This is a genomic window from Pectobacterium colocasium (assembly GCF_020181655.1).
Lineage (GTDB): Bacteria > Pseudomonadota > Gammaproteobacteria > Enterobacterales > Enterobacteriaceae > Pectobacterium > Pectobacterium colocasium.
The window spans coordinates 1,667,636-1,686,224 of sequence record NZ_CP084032.1 but is presented as its reverse complement, the minus strand read 5'-3'; the positions used below and the strand labels follow the sequence as shown (position 1 = coordinate 1,686,224).

14 protein-coding genes are annotated in these 18,589 nt (G+C 53.3%); 5 read left to right on the top strand and 9 right to left on the bottom strand.

Annotation, left to right across the window (positions count from 1 at the left end; genetic code table 11):
- The first annotated feature begins 290 nt into the window (after nucleotides 1-290).
- Nucleotides 291-497: a hypothetical protein gene (locus tag LCF41_RS07545; RefSeq protein WP_225087519.1), complete on the top strand. Its 207-nt coding sequence runs from the start codon at nucleotides 291-293 to the stop codon at nucleotides 495-497.
- On the opposite strand, the gene cbl is transcribed toward LCF41_RS07545, so the two are convergent.
- Nucleotides 485-1,438 carry an HTH-type transcriptional regulator Cbl gene (gene cbl / locus LCF41_RS07540; RefSeq protein ID WP_225087518.1) on the bottom strand — a complete coding sequence of 318 codons (954 nt, stop codon included), beginning with the start codon at nucleotides 1,436-1,438 and terminating at the stop codon, nucleotides 485-487. The genes LCF41_RS07545 and cbl overlap by 13 nt on opposite strands.
- Before the next feature lie 361 nt (nucleotides 1,439-1,799).
- On the opposite strand from cbl, the gene LCF41_RS07535 reads away from it, so the two are divergent.
- Together LCF41_RS07535 and LCF41_RS07530 are read left to right on the top strand one after the other, a co-directional pair.
- Complete coding sequence (locus LCF41_RS07535) at nucleotides 1,800-2,633, top strand: AraC family transcriptional regulator (protein ID WP_225087517.1); 834 nt, start codon at nucleotides 1,800-1,802, stop codon at nucleotides 2,631-2,633.
- Between the two features lie 123 nt (nucleotides 2,634-2,756).
- The gene (locus tag LCF41_RS07530) at nucleotides 2,757-3,734 is read left to right on the top strand and encodes a DMT family transporter (protein WP_225087516.1); all 978 of its coding nucleotides are present in this window, start codon (nucleotides 2,757-2,759) and stop codon (nucleotides 3,732-3,734) included.
- 31 nt (nucleotides 3,735-3,765) lie between these two features.
- On the opposite strand, the gene LCF41_RS07525 is transcribed toward LCF41_RS07530, so the two are convergent.
- The 8 genes from LCF41_RS07525 to LCF41_RS07490 all read right to left on the bottom strand — a co-directional run bounded on the left by LCF41_RS07525 (nucleotide 3,766) and on the right by LCF41_RS07490 (nucleotide 13,728).
- Entirely contained in the window at nucleotides 3,766-4,263 is a 498-nt protein-coding gene (locus LCF41_RS07525; RefSeq protein ID WP_225087515.1) for a TlpA family protein disulfide reductase, read from the bottom strand.
- Nucleotides 4,250-4,966: an ABC transporter ATP-binding protein gene (locus tag LCF41_RS07520; protein WP_225087514.1), complete on the bottom strand. Its 717-nt coding sequence runs from the start codon at nucleotides 4,964-4,966 to the stop codon at nucleotides 4,250-4,252. The genes LCF41_RS07525 and LCF41_RS07520 overlap by 14 nt, the downstream gene beginning before the upstream one ends.
- A 4-nt stretch (nucleotides 4,967-4,970) precedes the next feature.
- Nucleotides 4,971-6,110 carry an ABC transporter permease gene (locus LCF41_RS07515; RefSeq protein WP_347880985.1) on the bottom strand — a complete coding sequence of 380 codons (1,140 nt, stop codon included), beginning with the start codon at nucleotides 6,108-6,110 and terminating at the stop codon, nucleotides 4,971-4,973.
- Nucleotides 6,100-7,389, bottom strand: a complete 1,290-nt coding sequence (locus LCF41_RS07510) for an ABC transporter permease (RefSeq protein WP_225087513.1) — start codon at nucleotides 7,387-7,389, stop codon at nucleotides 6,100-6,102. Before LCF41_RS07510 ends, LCF41_RS07515 begins: the two co-directional genes overlap by 11 nt.
- 2 nt (nucleotides 7,390-7,391) lie before the next feature.
- A complete protein-coding gene (locus LCF41_RS07505; protein WP_225087512.1) occupies nucleotides 7,392-8,789 on the bottom strand; it encodes a Fe-S-containing protein in 1,398 nt (465 codons plus the stop codon).
- Between the two features lie 157 nt (nucleotides 8,790-8,946).
- Complete coding sequence (locus tag LCF41_RS07500) at nucleotides 8,947-9,474, bottom strand: iron transporter (protein ID WP_180743736.1); 528 nt, start codon at nucleotides 9,472-9,474, stop codon at nucleotides 8,947-8,949.
- Between the two features lie 120 nt (nucleotides 9,475-9,594).
- Complete coding sequence (locus LCF41_RS07495) at nucleotides 9,595-11,499, bottom strand: FTR1 family iron permease (protein ID WP_225087511.1); 1,905 nt, start codon at nucleotides 11,497-11,499, stop codon at nucleotides 9,595-9,597.
- Nucleotides 11,500-12,048: 549 nt separating this feature from the next.
- A complete protein-coding gene (locus LCF41_RS07490; RefSeq protein WP_225087510.1) occupies nucleotides 12,049-13,728 on the bottom strand; it encodes a methyl-accepting chemotaxis protein in 1,680 nt (559 codons plus the stop codon).
- A gap of 535 nt (nucleotides 13,729-14,263) precedes the next feature.
- Here LCF41_RS07490 and fdhF point away from each other — a divergent pair.
- Both fdhF and LCF41_RS07480 read left to right on the top strand, forming a co-directional pair.
- Nucleotides 14,264-16,414 (top strand): formate dehydrogenase subunit alpha, encoded by a 2,151-nt coding sequence (gene fdhF, locus LCF41_RS07485; protein ID WP_225087509.1) that lies wholly within the window; start codon nucleotides 14,264-14,266, stop codon nucleotides 16,412-16,414.
- A 758-nt stretch (nucleotides 16,415-17,172) separates the two neighbouring features.
- Nucleotides 17,173-18,486, top strand: a complete 1,314-nt coding sequence (locus LCF41_RS07480; protein ID WP_225087508.1) for a CitMHS family transporter — start codon at nucleotides 17,173-17,175, stop codon at nucleotides 18,484-18,486.
- The last annotated feature ends 103 nt before the right edge of the window (nucleotides 18,487-18,589 follow it).

Here is an 18,589-nt window from a genome sequence, read left to right as displayed (position 1 = left end):
CGTTTTAAACTCCCCGCCATGACGAACATGGCGCTAGCGCGACTCCGGCGCAATGCGAACCGAAAAAATCAACGTGGAGGTGACTGACTATTGAGAAGGATGTCTGATGAATTACCCCGTCATACGTCAAGCTGCATGCACGCTGTTCAAAACGCACACGTTTTGTCCTGCCACTCGAATGATTTGGGGTAAACTTTCTATTACGATACAAAAACCGTTAACATAATTATTCAATAAAAACGCACAAGTATTTGTATCACTTAACAAAAATTCAGACATAAGTTATTGTTATGGCAGGAATGCTACTATTGCAGCACGATCAGATCAAGCAGATTGTCGGCACGATAAACCATATTTATGCTGAATCGAGTACAGAAAATGGCGGGCGCTGCGGTACAAGAAATCGCCACAAAATCGACAGGAAAAACCCTGCCCAGTCAGAAAAATGCTGTCTGGGCATCGGGTTAGGAAACCGTGCTATCACTCAGATTTGGTAATCAATCACCGCTTCATCGTTATCCGAGAACACCTTATCTTTAATGTCATCCAGCGACAGTTCCGTGTTACACAGCTGAATAAATTTCCAGGCATAATTACGCTGTAACTGACCCTTTTTTAACCCCAGCCAGACCGTATTCGCTTCAAACAAATGCTCGGCATTTAACCGCACCAACCCGGTATCGCGCGCAGGATCGTATGACATATCGGCCACAATCCCGACGCCAAGCCCCAGCTCAACATAGGTTTTAATCACATCCGAATCCTGCGCGCTCAACGTAATATCCGGCGACATCCCCACCGCCTGAAACGCACGATCCAAACGCGAGCGACCGGTAATTCCCTGACGATAGGTAATCAACGGCTCCGCATTGAGCATCTCTAGCGTAATAACCCGTTCCTGCGTCAGCGGGTGATCCTCCGGCACAATGACCGAATGGTGCCAACGATAATAGGAGAACGCTGCCAGCGAGGGATCGTTAATCAATTGCTCACTGGCAATACCGATATCCGCTTCACCGGAATGGAGCATCGCCACGATCTCATCCGGCGTGCCCTGATTCAGCACCAGACGCACCTGCGGATACAGCGAACGGAAGGCTTTAATCACCGGCGGCAGGCTGTAGCGCGCCTGCGTATGCGTGGTCGCGATGACCAATTGGCCGGTATCGTTATTGGTGAAAACATTCGCCAATCGCCGGATATTGCTGGCGTCGTTCAGAATACGCTCCGCCACGACCAGCAGCTCTTTTCCCGGTTCGGTCATACCTAACAGACGTTTGCCACGCCGGATGAAGATTTCAATCCCCAGCTCTTCTTCCAGCTCGCGGATATGTCGGCTCACGCCGGATTGAGAGGTAAACAGCGTATTCGCCACCTCGGTCAGGTTGTAATTGCACCGTGCTGATTCACGAATAATCTTCAGTTGCTGAAAGTTCACCTTTCACTCCCTTGTCCTTTATTACAGATAGCAATATTGATGCAAGTAATGAGAGCCAGAACAAATAAGCAAATGGAGTTGATTATATTTTTTTATACTAACGGTATGTCTACCGCACTATCTTACCTAACAAGGAATAGACATAAATTTTAAAATCAAACAGTTAGATGAAGTCGTTTTTGTCACTCGCGTGCCATCAATCAACCATTTCGCTATGATTTATGCCTTTCTGATCTATTTATCCCCGCGTTTTTATTCCCTGTTTTCACACTTTCCGTACCCGCTAAATAAGACGCACCACTTCAAGCTGACGTGCTATCGCTGCTATGATGGAAATCATAATGAGAGACAAGGTGACAGCATGCAGGGCGTACCGGAACACTTTACCGATGAAAGAGACTATGCCCAGTTCCGGCATTTGCCGACGCTGCCCGGCATTGAGCTTTACCACGCGCATATCTGCCGTTATGCCTTTGAGCCGCATACGCATGAGGCGTTTGGCATCGGCACCATCGACGCCGGCGCGGAGCGATTCCGCTATCGTGGCGCCAAGCATATTGCGCCTGTCGATTCGTTAGTGTTGATGAACCCGGATGAGCTGCATACGGGGGAATCGGCGGCGGAAGACGGCTGGCGCTATCGCATGATCTACATCCCACCCGATGTGCTGGAGAACGTCTCCGGCGAGAAAGGCTGGTGGTTTACCGACGTGGTGCGCCACGATCCGGCCACCGCTCGCCAGTTGGCAGTAACGTTGGCTGCGATGTGGCAGACGACCGATCCCTTAGCGAGCGAAAGCCTGCTGCTGTCGCTGATTGAACTTTTCCGCCCGCATGCGCACATCGCACAGCGCCAGAGGATTGAACCGATCCATCGCTTTGATGTGGTGAAAGCCTATCTGCGGGAAAACTTCGCCCATACGATTACCCTAAAAGAACTGGCAGCGCTGGTTTCCCTCAGCCCCTATCACTTTCTGCGCCAGTTCAAAGCCCAGTTTCACGTCACACCGCACCAGATGCTGATGGCAATTCGGCTGTATGAAGCTAAACAGATGCTGACGCGCGGAATGGCGGCTGCCCATGTCGCTGTCGCCGTCGGGTTGACCGATCAGGCGCATCTGACCCGCACCTTCGCTCAACGCTATGGTGTCACGCCCATTCGCTACCAAAAGCAGGTGTATCCGGTTCAGCGCTAACGCTTTCAGCACGCCGACGGTCATCGCTCCCCCTTCGATGACAAACAGCAATATCCTACAATAATTCATCGCAGACTCTCCCTAGACTGGCGCGATGCACTATTGTGAACAAATGGGTCTATCATGCTGATTGGTATTTTATTTGCACTTGCCGCCGGACTGATGTGGGGGCTGATTTTCGTTGGGCCGCTGCTGGTACCGGACTATTCTGCTGCCTTGCAATCTACCGGGCGCTATCTGGCTTTTGGGTTAATTGCCTTGCCGTTAGCCTGGCTCGATCGCCGCCGCCTACGCCAGTTAACCCGCAGCGACTGGCTAGAAGCCATCAAGCTCACCGTTATCGGTAATTTTCTTTACTACTTCCTGCTTGCCAGCGCCATCCAACGCACAGGCGCGCCAATCTCGACGATGATTATCGGCACCCTGCCTGTCGTGATTTCTGTTACCGCCAACGTGCTGTACAGCAAGCATGATGGCCGCGTGGCCTGGCGTCGACTGCTGCCCTCGCTGCTGCTGATTGCGGCGGGGTTGGTCTGCATCAATATTGCAGAGCTAAAGGGAAGCACGGCCACATTCGATTTATGGCGTTACGCCAGCGGCATTGCGATGGCTTTCCTCGCCGTGGTTTGCTGGACCTGGTATCCACTACGCAACGCCCGCTGGCTGCGCGACCACAAAGGCAACACACCAACAACCTGGGCTACAGCGCAGGGGCTGGTCACGCTACCGCTGGCGCTGTTGGGTTATCTGCTGGTGTGCGGCCATCTGGCGCTAACGGACAGCACCTTTACGCAGCCGTTCGGCCCACGGCCTGAGGTCTTCATCCCGCTGATGCTGGCGATTGGGCTGTTTTGTTCGTGGATCGGTACGCTGTTCTGGAACGAAGCCAGCCAACGTCTGCCGACGGTGCTGGTAGGGCCGCTGATTGTGTTTGAAACGCTGGCGGGGCTGACCTATGCCTTCATCATCCGGCAATCCTGGCCGCCGCTGCTGACGCTCTGCGGCATCACCTGCCTGATTGTCGGGGTGATCTACGCCATGCGGGTGAAACCGGAACCTGTGATTGTGGAAGTTCAGGTGCCGATTTCACGGACTGAGTGAAAGCGAGTGAGGAAATAAGACAAGCCGGTCTTTATGTCCGGCTTGCCAGCTTCTGAAACAGCGCAGTGAGTTGCGCTTCATCCCTCGCGCCCTGATGCTGATCGGTCACCTTGCCGTTGGCATCAATAATAAATGAGGTTGGCGTGCCGCTGACCTGATAGCGCTCTTTGGTGATGCCCAACTGATCGCGTACGACCGGATAAGTCACCTTGTGGTGCGCCAGCATCGAGGTGATATCTACGCCGTCAGGATCGGTATTAACCGCAACCACAACAACTTTATCGCCATACTCCTGACTCAGCTTTTCCAGCGCGCCCATTTCCACCATGCAACCGCCGCAGCCCGATGACCAGAAATTCAGGTACACGTTTTTCCCCTGCCAGCGCGATAGATCCACCTGCTGCCCAGCCAGATCGTAAGCCGCCAGTGCCGGTGCCTGCGCCCCAACGCTAACCTGTTCTTCCTTACAACCGCTCAGCACCAGTGCGCCCAGCAGGCAAAACGCGGTAATACCGTTACGCCATTTCATGATGATTCACCTCTTCACCAAAATACTTACCGTGTTGCAAACGGATAATGCGGTCAGCAAACCGGCCCAGTTCAGGATTGTGCGTCACCATCACGATAGTGCGCCCCTGCCGATGCAGATCTTGCAGCAGATCCAACACCCGCCGTTCGTTCTCTTCATCCAGGTTTCCCGTCGGTTCGTCAGCGAAAATCACAGGAGGTTCGTTCACCAACGCACGGGCGATACACACGCGCTGCTGTTCACCGCCGGAAAGCTGGCTCGGTAAGTGATTCACGCGATGCGCCAGACCAACCTGATCCAGTACGCGCTGCGCCGCCGCTTCATCCACCACGCTGTGGTAATGCTGTGCCAGCATCACGTTCTCCAACGCGGTCAAAAACGGAATCAGGTGGAACTGCTGAAACACTAACCCAATCTTATCGGCACGGAACCGACGCCGCCCTTCCTCATCCAGCGCGGCAGCATCAACGCCATCCAGCAATACCTGCCCTTCGCTCACCGTATCCAGACAAGTGAGAATATTCATCAGCGTGGTTTTACCGGAACCCGACGCGCCCATGATGGCGACAAACTCACCGCGGGCAATACGGATATTGATGTTTTCCAGCGCGGTAACCTGACCAAAGCGTTTATAGAGCTGGCGAGTTTCAATCACCGCCTCCGCTGCCTGCGCTTTTTCCTGCGCGTTCACCTCTACAGACATCGACCTACTCTCCTTTCAAGACTTTGGCCGGTTCAACATAAATCGCCCGCCGGGTAGGAACCACCGCCGCCACGGCAGCAACCAACAACGATAGCACCAGCGTGAGCGGGAACACGGGCAAACGCAGGGAAATCGTCGCGTTGAATACCGCAAGCCCCAGCACCTGCGCCAGCAGATACCCCAGAATCGAGCCGCACACGACAGCCGCCAGCGCGATAATGCCGGTTTCAGCCAGCATCTGCCGGATGATGTCTCGTCCGCTCGCGCCCAGCGCTTTCTGTAGCGCAAACTCGCGCGCGCGTTCCCCGACAATCGCCATCAGCGTGGTATTCACACACAGGGAAGACAGCACCAGAATCACCGCCGATACCAGCCCCATCAGCCCTTTGATTTTATTCAACACCTGACCTTCCGACGCCGACACTTTCAGGATCGGGCGGATCTCCAGTTGTGGATACTGCTGTTGGAGTTGAGCGGCGAAGCGATCCACCTGCCCCAGATCGTTACTGACACTCAACAGGGCATTACTGATCGCACCTTCTTTATCCAGCCACTTTTGCGCCAGTTCCAGATTCACGATCAGCATGTTGTCCGTCGCATCGCCGGATTCCACGATGCCTTTGATCTGCAAACGCTGTTTACCGCCGTCGCCCACCAGCGTGATGCTGTCGCCGACCTTGACGTTCAGTCGCTCCGCCAGCTTCACCCCGATCATCGAGTTACGGTCATCGAAGCTCACGCCAATCCAGTTACCCGTGACCTGCCAGTACGGTGCCAGTTGGCGCAGCGATTCGAACCACACGCCCATCAACACCACTTTTTCCAGCTCCGTACGTGCCATACCGTACAGATAAGGGCTGGATGCATTGATTAACCCAGCCGGTGCGTTATCAATAATCGGCTGAAACGTACTCTGTGGGATCGAATTGCCCCGCGCCGGACCGATGTAAAAATTCGCGCCGAAGGTACGCAGTTCCTGACTCATCTTGGCGTTGATATCAAAATAGACGGCGGACATCGCCGTCACAATCGCTGCCCCAACCATCAGCGCCGCGAACACCACACTGACGCGCTGCATACGCAACCGCAGCGCGCGGAATACCAGTCGCCAGAACATGCTGTTCATCCAGCCGTTAGCGCCCATACAGCACCTCCACCGGATACAACCCGGCAATCCGGCGCGCCGGGAACCACGTTCCGATAATGGCAATCAACACCGAGATCACCAGTACGCAGGGAATCACGATCCACGCGAAGCTCAAGGGGACGCTGAACAGCATCAGGCCAATCGCTTTCGCCAGTCCCCAGCCGGCGACGCAGCCCGCGATCCCGCCAAGCAACCCGCTCAACGCCGCTTCGAGATAAAACAACAGCATGATCTGCCACTGGCGGGCACCCAGCGCTTTCATCAGCCCGATCTCTTTGGCGCGTTCCATAATCGTGCTGGTCATCAGCGAGGCGATTCCCATCGCAGAAGCGACCAGCGCAGCAAACGTCACCACCGCCAGAAGCAGTTGGATCTTGTCGATCACCACGCCTTCCGAGGCGGCGACCTGCCAGATAGGACGCACTACCGAGCCGGAAATCGCTTCTTCCAACTGGTGCGCGATTGAAGAGACATACGCGGTGCAGTACCAGAGGTCATATTCTTCGGCATTCAGCGCTTCCAGGTTTTCCCGCGCTCGACGCGACAGTTCGTTTTCCGGCACGGTGAGCGCCGATACGCGAATAGCCTGAATTTTCCCCGTCAGCCCCAGCAGCGATTGCACCGTTGCCAGCGGCATGACCAAACGGCTTTCTTCATCACCACCGCTGCTCAGAACGCCGCTCACTTCTACCGTTGCATCCCCTTTTGCGCCGTGCAGCGCGAGTTTATCCCCGATTTTCCAGCCCGTTTGCGCCGCCAGCTGTTTTCCCACCAGCGCCTGTGCCACATGTTCCGCCGTCACCGGTTCCTGCGGCCATTGCCCCGCCACCTGCCAGTAAGGGCTAACGGTCATTTGCCCTGTGCGATAGTCTTCCTCATCTGGCACCGCGACAGGCTGAGAAAAGAAGGTGCCCAGCACGGCAACTGGCTGACCATTGATTTCAACATCACCGCTCAACAGCGGCGCAAAACCGACAATGTTATTACGCCAGAAGATATCTTTAATGTTCGGCAACTCGGCCTCATCAAGGAAATCCTGCCCTTCCAGCGGATTACTGCGTTCGCCAAACAGCGCAGGCAGCGCTGCCTGACCTGCTGGCTCAATCAAAATATTCGCGCCGTAGGACTTCAGCTCACGCGCCATTTTGTCGCCGATGTCGATGGAGACCGCCAGCAGCGCGGAGATCAAACCCGCGGCCAAAAACACGGTCAGCACCGCCAGCGATTTACGCCGGATATTTCTGCGCCAGGACTGACGTAACAGTCGCCACAGCATGATTATTCCCCCTCAGCCTGCTCGCCAGCCGCCGCTTTGGCGGTGGCGAATTTTGCGGGACTTTCGCGGAAGCGGTTATAGTTGGCCTCCGACGAGAAGAAGTACGTTTTACCGCCGTAGCGATATTTATGTTCCGCGTTCACGTTGGTCAGTTTGGAACCATCAACCGGATCGATGACGTCCATCGACACCACTGTCGAGAAGTAATTCGTGCCTGCCGCCAGTGACGCTCGTCCAATCACCAGTTCATTATCGTCGTTGCTCCACCCTTCAATCGGTACCGGATTACAGCCCCCCGCCTTCCCGATAGAAGGAATGAAAATATGCACGCCGCAGGCGACACAAATCACCTGATTGCCTTCCATCACGTAGCCCTGATCGCCGCACAGCAGACAGGCATCAAACACCACGCCCAGACGCAGACGATCGGGGTAGCGGTTAATAATGAAAAAGCGCACGGCCTTGCCGTCATCGGCAATCCACACAAAACGGTGCAACTTGCCATCACGCACCTGTTCAATCGGAATATGTACTTTGCCATCCGCTGCCAGCGTCACTGGCTGAGCTTCCGACAGGCGAGGCGGTTGTGATGCAACCTTGTCCCAATAGAGCTGGGCTAACACCACCACCAGCAGCGCTGCGACGGTTGACAGCAGCGTACGACGCACGGTGCGATAGCCCGCGGTTGCTTTACGCTTTTCAATCGCGTCATGCTCAGCCAGCATCTGACGACGCGCATGCCGCAGCGGCCAAACCAGCCCGGCAGCCAACATCGCCATAAACAACGCGCTGAGGTAATTGAGTAAATACGCGCTGTTAGTCACGTGCGCCACATAGCTCAGGCGTGGCTTGGTCAGCCCCAGTACCTGTAATTTCATCAACAGCAACAGCAGGTTGCCGCTTATCGGCAGCAGCAGAAGTGCGACCAGCAGCGCAAGAAGCGGCCAGCGCAGTAAGCGAATGCGGCGCACGATCATGCCGCACAGCGCAGCACAGAACACCAGCCAGCCAAACGCCAGCACCACGGCGCTAAAATTCAGCAGCAGATCGGTATTCACCACATGGGTGGTTGTCAGCGCGGTCAAATTGGGATCGCTGCCCCACTGCACCGCCGCTCCCGCTACCAGCAGCGCCTGCCACAGGTAGCCAAGACGTGGGTGGGAAAAACACTGACAGACCAGAAACAGGATCAAGGCAAGCGCCTGAAGCGCCGTAAAGCCCAGCAGAAATGCCTGTCCGTTAGGAAAATGCACGCCAATAAACGTACCGGCGAACAACGCCAGCAGCGTGATCCAGCCCAGCGGCCTAATTGTCGGCGTAGAACGATGGCTCCAGTTCAACCCCAGCAAGAGCGCTATCGGCAGGAAGGACTGGAGGGTCGTGATAAAGAAATAACTCATATATACCCGGCACCGTTCAAGTTGCAGGTGTGTTGGTTGAGCATAATGTTTGCTGGCATCAGTACCCTGACCGAAAAATCACCGCCTCTGCGGGAAGCGATAGCATACCCGCAGAGGCGTGAACACGGCCGCGACAGAACATCGCGGACAGAAGACCTTATTCTAAGCCGACGTATTTGAAGTCAAAGCTGACATCAAACGGTTTCCACCAACGGCCTACGCCCGTTTCGCCATCGGTGTGACGGTGCATACCGGCTTTTGATGGCGGTTCGATGTGGTAGGTCACTTTGTAGTTGCCCACGCCCATCATTTTGATGTTCGCACCGTAATGCGGGCCATCGCTGGCAACCATTGGCATGAAGGTGCCTTCCTGCTTCGCACCGGTATCGGTGTTAGTCAGGGTGTATGCAATGGTCAGGAACGGCATCCACTCACCCGCGCCGAAACCATTCTTGTTGCCTTCCGCCGCGTGAATATCGGCTTCCAGATGGATATCCGCTTTCGCGGCAGGCAGACCCATTCCACGTGGTTCCATGTCGATAGGTTGCAGATAAACGGCGGCAATTTCCATTTCGTTCATGGAAACCGGCTCACCCGCTGGATATTCTTTAAACGCCAGCGCGGCAGGCGCGGTGAAAATACCGGCAATAACGGCACCCGCAATCAGACTTTTTTGCATATTCATCAAACCCATCCTCATCTCAGTCGACCCTCTTCGCTTAATTCACTAAGCGATTGAGGTTGTTATGGTTATTTTCTGCTCTTATTGCTTCCAGTATGAACTTAGCGCTGCATGCATGCTTTATCAGACGGCAGACGCCCTGCGCCGCATCACCCACAGGGCAATTAACGCCGCGACAACCAGCACGCCTTGTGGAATCAGCGTTTCCACATAAGGATAAATACCCAACCCGCTGATTTCCGGCACGCCGGTCAGCAGCGTCGGCTCAAACAGTTTGCCTTCGATCAGTTCCAACACACCCTTACCCGCAAACACAAATGCCATCAGGTACATAAAGCAGCCGGTAAACATGAAGAACGGCTTAAGCGGCAGTTTGACAATGGTGTAGCGCATCACGAGATAAGCGATCAGCAGAATCACACAGCCGATGGCAAATCCAGCCAAAATAGAGAGGTGCCCCGCCATGTTGCTGGCATCGCCGACCAGCGCGTAATAGAACAGCACCGTTTCCGCGCCTTCGCGGTATACAGCCAGAAAGCTGGTCAGCCACAGGCCAATCATGGAACCGCTGCTCAACGAGTGGGACAGCTTGCCTTCCAGATAAGCCTTCCAGTGCCGCGCCTCAACTTTGGACAACAGCCAGTAGCTCATGAAGAACAGCATCACCACGGCGATCAGCATCGTAACGCCTTCCAGCAGCTCACGGCTGGCGCCGGAATTGGTGAAGAGAAGTTGGAAGAGGACGGCGGTAATCACGCTACACAGCAGCGCGACATAAACCGACTGACGAATCAGCGACAGCTTGTCCTGCTGGTTATTTTTCACCAGATAAGCCACGATTGCCGCCACAATCAGCAAGGCTTCCAGACCTTCGCGCACAATAATCAGCAGGCTGTAGATCAACAAACTCCAGTGCGTTTCACCGCCGTCGCCCAGCATGGTGACCGCCTTCGCCAGTTCCTGTTGCAATGCCTCGGCCTGCCCTTGAAGTTGCTCCGCGGGTTGTTTGGCATTCATCAGACTCACCAAACGGGTAAAATAGCCTTCCAGCGTAGATTTGAACGCCGCATCGCGAGAACCAATTTTGTTCTCCATGCCCGTGGCTTCAAACAGATCGAAATAGGTGTCCTGCACCGCCATGATGGCAGGCTTAGTCTGACCTTGACGATACTGCGCAATCGCAGCAGCAATGGCCTGATTAATATCGTCGGCAACTTTCGCCCAGTTGGCATCCGGTATCGCACCCGTATCCGCGTTGGCAGTGGGCGCCGCCGTTGCCTGCTGGCTGTCGCGCGTTGTCGGCAATCCCGGTAAGACATCTTCGATGTCCTGCAACAGCGTGGTTACCCGATAGGCGACGTCTGTCAGTTGGTCGGGCTGGCCAGCTAGCGTAATCAGTGCGGAGAATTGTTGATTAATGGAAGCGGCCTGCTGCGCCGAGCGGTTTTGCCTGACCGACATCTCCATTTCAGAGTTTTTAAACCCCTGATAGTGAGCCTGTTGTACGCTCTGACTGGCCTTTTTGTAATCACCGGACTGATATTCCGCCACGGCCTGCGCGAGCTGGTCATCGATGATTTTGAAACTCTGCTGCCAGTACGGTGCAATATCCGTGTTGTCATAGGCACCGTGCTGCTCCTGTGCAACCAGCTTGTGGCCTTCTGACAGCACGGGCAGAACGGCATCCAGCTCGCCCTTCAACCATGAAATTTTTGCCTGTACCTGGGTTTGTGGCTTTCCTTCGCCAATCATGCGGCGAATTTCACCGAATGTGGCCTCTAGCTGATAGCTTTTTTGCGCGGAAAGGTTGATACGGATAGGGCCTTCAAGGTTTTCAAACACCTCGAAATAGGCCATCTGAACTTCGGTGCGGGCATCATCCGGCTTTTGCTGCTCATAGAGCTGAGCCGTTTTATCCAGCCGGGTTTCGATATCCTGAATGAATGAAGCGTAATCGGTCGCGGCAACTGCCACTGAACAACTCAACAGCCAACACAACAATAGAAGCGTTTTTTGCCAGATAGACATAAGCGTGTGATGAAGCACAAATGATAGTTATTCTTATTATCACTTTGAAGCCGCCATCTGTCTTGATTTAGGTCACGAAAACATTCGCAATAAATTCTTTTATTTGTAATTAAAAATTTCAATCGATAATTAAAGCCTAACGTTCCTATTTTATTTTTATCATTCTGGAAAAACGCCGTTTTTTGATCGCAAAAACGACGAAAGTTATTCGAAAAATGAAAAGCAAAAATAATGCCAATGTTAATAAAAAACCATCGACGGCCTAGAGACCCTCGTCTTAAAATGGCATTTCTTTACAGTAACACGGTCAGATTTACAGAGAAAAATGCTATTTTCCCCGGTAGTCCAAGGGATTAGCCGTGCCTTTCGCCACTATTTTTGAGCCATCACCCATCACTTCAATCACGGTGGCATTCAACTGATAACCAGAGACCAACAGACCCCGGCGGACGCCCTCCTTCCCGCCAAGTTTGTCGCTAGCCTCATGGCTTATCTCGTTTTCGCGTCAGCCCACATGTGCACGTTCTGTCACACGTTTCCCATGTCGAATCAGAATTTTTCCCATCCCCCGCTATTGCGGCTATGTGCTGACAACAGCGGTGTAACATTCTGCTGAATAGGACGATGAACAGGGGCTGCAACCACCGGACGAGAAAACGTCACATCGGTATCCTGGTCTGAATCCAGATCAAACACATCGACTACAGCGGAAAGTTCGCTCGTTTGTTCATCCAGGCGGGCGGCCGCCGCTGCCGATTGCGTTACCAACGACGCATTCTGCTGTGTGACGCTATCCATTTCGTGCACCGCCTGACTAATCTGCGTAATACCCCGTGTTTGCTCATCCGTTGCTGCCGAAATTTCGCCAATCAGATCATTGACATGCGCAATAGAAGCAATAATTGCCGTCATGGCCTCACCTGATTGTTTCACCAATCCCGCACCGTTTTCCACCCGCGATACGGATTCTGCAATCAGCGATTCAATCTCTTTTGCCGCCTGCGCACTGCGCTGTGCCAGCGTGCGAACTTCCCCCGCCACCACGGCAAACCCCCGCCCTTGCTCTCCTGCACGCGCCGCTTCAACCGCCGCATTCAGCGCCAGAATATTGGTCTGAAACGCGATGCTGTTAATGACCGAGGTGATATCGGAAATTTGTCGGGAACTGGCGCTAATCCCATCCATCGTCGTCATTACATTAGTGCTGATATTCCCGCCTTTTTCCGCCATGTTGGCCGCGTCCTGCGCCAGCTTACGCGCCTGATGAACGTGTTCGGTGGTTTGCCGCACCGTCGAGCTGATCTCTTCCATACTGGCAGCCGTCTGCTGCAATGCCGCCGCCTGCTGTTCCGTACGGCTGGAGAGGTCATCGTTACCATTCTTGATACTCGATGTCCCGTTATTGATCTCCGTCGTGCTCTGCCGGATGACCGTTACCGTATCACGCAAACTTTTCTGCAACTTCTTGATATCGGGAATCAGCCGGCCAGCACAGTTCATGCCAAATTCCGCCAGTTCACAGCCTAAACGGCCTGCCGTGAGCTGTGCCAAATGAGATTTCAGCACAGAAATCGGAGCAACCAGATAGTTTTTCAAATAGAATTCCGTAAACATCAACACGATGAGACCAATCACCATCACGGCAATGATTGCATTGCGATTCTCGACATTGTGTTCATTGACACTTGGAATCAATGAGGAGGCCGTGATGCTGTCCGAATAGCGTTTAATGTCTTCACCAAACGTCAGACTAATGGGGGGATACACGGAGCGAAATATTTGCCGAAATCCTTCGTAATCATTACGCTGTAGCGCCGCATTCATCGGGTCGAGCGCAGTAGCAATCAGAGTGCTCCACGTTTTGTTTACCGCGTCAACCGTCGCAGGCTCGACGCCAACGTGCTCTGCCATCTGGAATTTCTCCAGCGAATCTTTGGTATTCTTTAGCGCTATCTGTGCCATATCCAACGTCTGTTTGGCGTTTTCTGGCTCATTACGCTGCAAATAATCCATCGTTCTTTCCATACGAGTTACAGCGCGAAAATATTGATCGGCGCCATAGACCAGATGGGAATACGTTTTTCGCTGAGTCTCACTTTTATCAAGCAAGTTTGTGACCTGATGAAGCGAGTAAAGGCTGAATCCTGATGCCACTCCCCATGCCACTAACAGAGAAGCCACAATGATCAGCACCATTATTCTTATGCTGATATTTCTTAGAAATTCCATAATGCACTCCGCGACGTTAACAAATATTTCCCGACCGCATACTCTGTCGGAAAAGTATTCACTTTTTACCCATGACGGTACCGTCCGTTATACCGCGCCCTTATCCCACGCGCTCTAACAGACGTTCTGGAATTCCCTGATTCATCCCCCATCAGATGGGAAGTCACGCTAAATACGAACAAATAGAATGCGTTATCTTCCTTGAGATGCCTGTCTCCATGGTTTTAAACGGCCGATAGGCGTCACTACCACAGCCAAATCGGTGGCATGTAGAATTAATATCATCAAAAACAGTATAGGCATTAACAGATAAAGAGGAGGAATATGCTGTCACCTTATTTTCCTGACGGATGCCCTATGGACAAAAGGTCACAGCGCTCAACGCGTTAGGCCGATTTTTCATCGCACTGAGCATGACCACGATCAGTAAATTAATTTTCTTTATCGGTGATTATCGAATGTTAGATGACTGCATCAACAGCCAGCCATAAGCATGCAGTTCCTACGATCCAAGACTCGGCTTTGGAGAATAATCATGCAGAAAGTGCTTACCGTCTGTCCGTATTGCGGGTCAGGCTGCAAAATTAACCTGCTGGTAGAGAACGGCAAAGTGGTTGGTGCGGAAGGGGCAAACGGTGTCACCAATGAAGGTGAACTGTGCCTGAAAGGCTATTACGGCTGGGATTTTCTTAATGACACGAAAATTCTGACGCCGCGTTTAAAACAGCCGCTGATCCGACGTCAGAAAGGCGCTCCCTTTGAAGCGGTGAGCTGGGATGAAGCTATCGACTTCGCCAGCTCGCGATTAAAAACCATTAAAGAGAAGTACGGCGCCGAGTCGATTATGCACACGGGATCGTCCCGCGGCCCCGGTAATGAAACTAATTACGTGATGCAGAAATTCGCCCGCGCAGTCACCGGGAATAATAACGTCGACTGCTGCGCCCGACTCTGCCACGGCCCTTCGGTTGCCGGATTACAGGTTACGCTGGGCAACGGCGCAATGAGTAATTCCATCTGTGAAATTGAAAAGACCGACTGCATACTGATTTTCGGCTACAACGCCGCAGACTCACACCCCATCGTGGCGCGCCGGATCCTGAAAGCCAAAGCGCGTGGGGCAAAAATCATCGTGTGCGATCCCCGCCATATTGAAACCGCCCGCATCGCCGATCTGTGGCTGCCATTGAAAAATGGCTCCAATATGGCGCTGGTCAACGCCTTCGCCAACGTCCTGATTAACGAAGGACACTATGATAAGGCTTACGTTGCCCGCCATACCGAAGGCTTCGAAGAATTAAGCCAAACCGTCGCGAAATATACGCCGGAATATGTTGCTGACATCACCGGCCTGTCGCCGAAAGTGATTCGGGACGCGATGCGCATGTATGCCGCCGCGCCGTCCGCCACCATTCTCTGGGGAATGGGCGTGACGCAATGGGGGCAAGGCGTGGATGTAGTCAAAGGGCTGTCCGGTCTGGCGCTGCTGACCGGGAATCTGGGGCGTCCGAACGTCGGCGTTGGGCCAGTACGTGGGCAAAACAATGTGCAGGGCGCCTGCGATATGGGCGCGCTGCCCAATATGTTCCCCGGTTATCAAAAAGTCACAGATAAAGCGGTGCTGGCGAAATTTGCCGATGCCTGGGGCGTGGCTGAACTCTCTGACAAAGTGGGCTACTCGCTGACCGATCTCCCGCACAAAATACAGAAAGGGAAAATCAAGGCCAACTATGTAATGGGTGAAGATCCGCTGCAAACCGAGCCGGATCTGTCGATGCTGCGTGATGCTTTCAACGAGTTGGAATTGTTGATCGTGCAGGACATCTTCATGACCAAGACCGCCGTGATTGCCGATGTGATTTTACCTGCGACCTCCTGGGGCGAGCACGAAGGGGTTTATACCGCGGCCGACCGGGGATTCCAGCGTTTTTATAAAGCGGTGGAGCCACAGGGCGATGTAAAACCCGACTGGGAAATTATCAGCCTGATGGCAACAGCGCTCGGGTATCCCATGCACTATAACAACACGCAGGAGATCTGGGACGAACTGCGAGCACTCTGCCCGCTGTATTATGGCGCGACCTACGAGAAAATGGCGGGGCTGGGCTACGTGCCCTGGCCGTGCCCGACCGAAGACAGCCCTGGAACGCCGTGGCTCTATGCGGGTAATCACTTCGATCGCCCCGGTGGGAAAGCGCTGCTCTTGACGGCAGAATGGCGACCGCCGATGGAGCGGGTGGATGAGGATTATCCGCTGGTCTTGTGCACCGTGCGCGAAGTCGGCCACTATTCCTGCCGTTCCATGACAGGCAACTGTACGGCATTACAAACGCTGGCGGATGAACCCGGCTACGTGCAGGTTAGCCCATACGACGCCAAACGTTTAGGCATCCGCGATCAGCAGTTGGCCTGGATCTCGTCGCGACGCGGTAAGGTTATCTCTCGCGTTGCCGTCAGCGAACGCATCAATAAAGGTGCTGTCTACATGACTTACCAGTGGTGGATCGGCGCCTGCAATGAGCTGACGTTGGATCATCTCGATCCCGTTTCTAAGACGCCAGAATACAAACACTGCGCCGTTAAGGTGGAGGCGATTGACGATCAGCAAGCGGCGGAGCACTACGTACAGCAGGAATACAGCCAGTTGAAAGATCGGTTACGTACTACCGCAGAAAACGTCAGCTAATCCCCTTGCCTAAGCCGCCGCGAATACGAGCCATTGAGTAAAGCTCATTGAGCACAGGCCGTGGCGGCTTAGGAAATACATCGCACCCAGACAAGACATGTGATTGAGAAAATACATAGCGTCCAGAAAATACATGCTGGTTTAGACAACGTTTAACTCCCCTCTCTGATAATATCTTTATTTCTCACCTCATCTTGTAAAGATTTATTAATGGACGCGGATAAATTTCCGTTAATCGATAATAAATTTCTACGCAGCCATTAAATTTTCACACCTCTGTTTATCTTTTAAAATTATGTTGGCCATTGTATCCCCTCTCTCCGTTCAATTGTTTTTTATTCCAATTTAGCGCAATTTGCGTTTCATTTTACAATGATTTAATTTGTTTTTAACAAAAAGAGCCCCTGCCAGTCGTGGTAATTTTCCACGTAATGCCATGCCAAACAATCGGTTAGATTTAAGCTGGCGGGGATAAAAGGAATGTTATTATCGCTCGTATCGAGGTCGTTTATGTTGCCGATTACCGTTACCTTGTCTCGCCATCATTACCTGTCGTTTATTATTCGTATCGACCCCGGAAGCTAATTCCCTCCTTTTATCCGTATTTCCTCTGAACGTCTCTGACGCTGGGAAATAACCCGCTCCTATCCCTTTCGATATGCGGTTATGCAAAAACCGCACGGCTTTTGGCACCCTAAATTTGCCGACGAGAAAGGCAGTAAGCTACTCGGAAAATAATAAAAAACAGGAGATTCACTGTGCTCACTATTCTCGCTTTCTCTATGGTCATCTGCTTTATGTACCTGATCATGACCAAACGAATGTCTGCGCTTATCGCGCTGATTCTTGTCCCTACGCTGTTTGCGCTGGCGGCAGGTTTTTATCAGGGGCTGGGAGCAATGATGCTGGACGGCATCAAAACGCTGGCGCCAACGGGCGTAATGCTGACGTTCTCTATTCTTTACTTCGGCATCATGATCGACGCGGGGCTGTTCGATCCGTTGGTGCGTTTCATTCTCCGTCTGGTTAAGGGCGACCCGCTGAAAGTGTTGGTCGGCACCGCCGTATTAACCTTAATGGTTGCGCTGGACGGCGACAGCACAACAACCTACATGATCGCGATTGCCGCATTCCTGCCGCTCTATCAGCGGCTGGGTATGAGCGTGCTCGGATTGACCTGTCTGGTGAACATCGCCAGCGGCGTGATGAATCTTTCCCCTTGGGGCGGCCCTACGGCGCGCGCCGCCGCTGCATTGCGCGTTGATGCGCTGGACGTTTTCCTCCCCATGCTCCCTGCAATTATTCTAGCCAGCCTAACGCTGGTCGGCGTGGCCGTGTTTCTGGGGCTACAGGAACGTAAACGATTGGGGATCATTGATATCAGCGACCTCCAGAATGCCTCGATCAACCTGGGCAACGGTAGTGACGAAGAAAGCGATGCCAATCGCCGCCCTAAGATGTTCTGGCCTAACTTTGTCCTGACCACCCTGCTTCTGGTGTTTCTGGTGATCGGCATTCTGCCGATTCAGGTGCTGTTTATGGTCGGCTTTGCCATCGCCGTCATGCTCAACTATCCCAAGCTGGAAGAGCAAAAAGCGCGAATCGGCTCACACGCGGCTAACGTGTTGGCGGTAACATCGCTCATTTTCGCCGCCGGGATTTTTACCGGGATCTTATCCGGTACAGGCATGGTGGATGCCATGGCGAAAAGCCTGCTGCAGGTGATACCAGAGAGTTTCGGCCCGTATCTTGCGGTATTCACCGCGCTCATTAGCCTGCCGTTTACTTTTTTGATGTCCAACGATGCGTTCTATTTCGGAATCTTACCGGTTATCGCCCAGACGGCGGTCAACTATGGTATCACCCCAGAAGAGATCGCTCGGGCGTCGATTGTCGGCCAGCCGTTCCACCTGCTCAGCCCGCTGGTGCCGTCACTCTACCTGCTGGTCAGTCTGGCAAAAGTGGACATCGGCGATCACCAACGCTTTGCCATCAAATGGGCGATTTTTGTCAGCCTGTCGCTGCTGGTCGGTGGTATTGTCTTCGGCGCGTTTCCGTTCTATCACCAGTAACGCAGGATTGCTCCGGCTCCAGCCGGAGCCTACTTCGCAGGCAAGCGAACCTTGCTCCAGAACATAACGATCCCCGTAACACCCTTAAATGACATAGCAGGAT

Excerpts from the sequence above, each read along its gene's own strand:
- LCF41_RS07545 (WP_225087519.1), top strand. The coding sequence starts at position 291 with ATGGCAGGAATGCTACTATTGCAGCACGATCAGATCAAGCAGATTGTC.
- LCF41_RS07535 (WP_225087517.1), top strand. The coding sequence starts at position 1,800 with ATGCAGGGCGTACCGGAACACTTTACCGATGAAAGAGACTATGCCCAG.
- LCF41_RS07530 (WP_225087516.1), top strand. The coding sequence starts at position 2,757 with ATGCTGATTGGTATTTTATTTGCACTTGCCGCCGGACTGATGTGGGGG.
- LCF41_RS07525 (WP_225087515.1), bottom strand. The coding sequence starts at position 4,263 with ATGAAATGGCGTAACGGTATTACCGCGTTTTGCCTGCTGGGCGCACTG.
- LCF41_RS07520 (WP_225087514.1), bottom strand. The coding sequence starts at position 4,966 with ATGTCTGTAGAGGTGAACGCGCAGGAAAAAGCGCAGGCAGCGGAGGCG.
- LCF41_RS07515 (WP_347880985.1), bottom strand. The coding sequence starts at position 6,110 with ATGGGCGCTAACGGCTGGATGAACAGCATGTTCTGGCGACTGGTATTC.
- LCF41_RS07510 (WP_225087513.1), bottom strand. The coding sequence starts at position 7,389 with ATGCTGTGGCGACTGTTACGTCAGTCCTGGCGCAGAAATATCCGGCGT.
- LCF41_RS07505 (WP_225087512.1), bottom strand. The coding sequence starts at position 8,789 with ATGAGTTATTTCTTTATCACGACCCTCCAGTCCTTCCTGCCGATAGCG.
- LCF41_RS07500 (WP_180743736.1), bottom strand. The coding sequence starts at position 9,474 with ATGAATATGCAAAAAAGTCTGATTGCGGGTGCCGTTATTGCCGGTATT.
- LCF41_RS07495 (WP_225087511.1), bottom strand. The coding sequence starts at position 11,499 with ATGTCTATCTGGCAAAAAACGCTTCTATTGTTGTGTTGGCTGTTGAGT.
- LCF41_RS07490 (WP_225087510.1), bottom strand. The coding sequence starts at position 13,728 with ATGGAATTTCTAAGAAATATCAGCATAAGAATAATGGTGCTGATCATT.
- fdhF (WP_225087509.1), top strand. The coding sequence starts at position 14,264 with ATGCAGAAAGTGCTTACCGTCTGTCCGTATTGCGGGTCAGGCTGCAAA.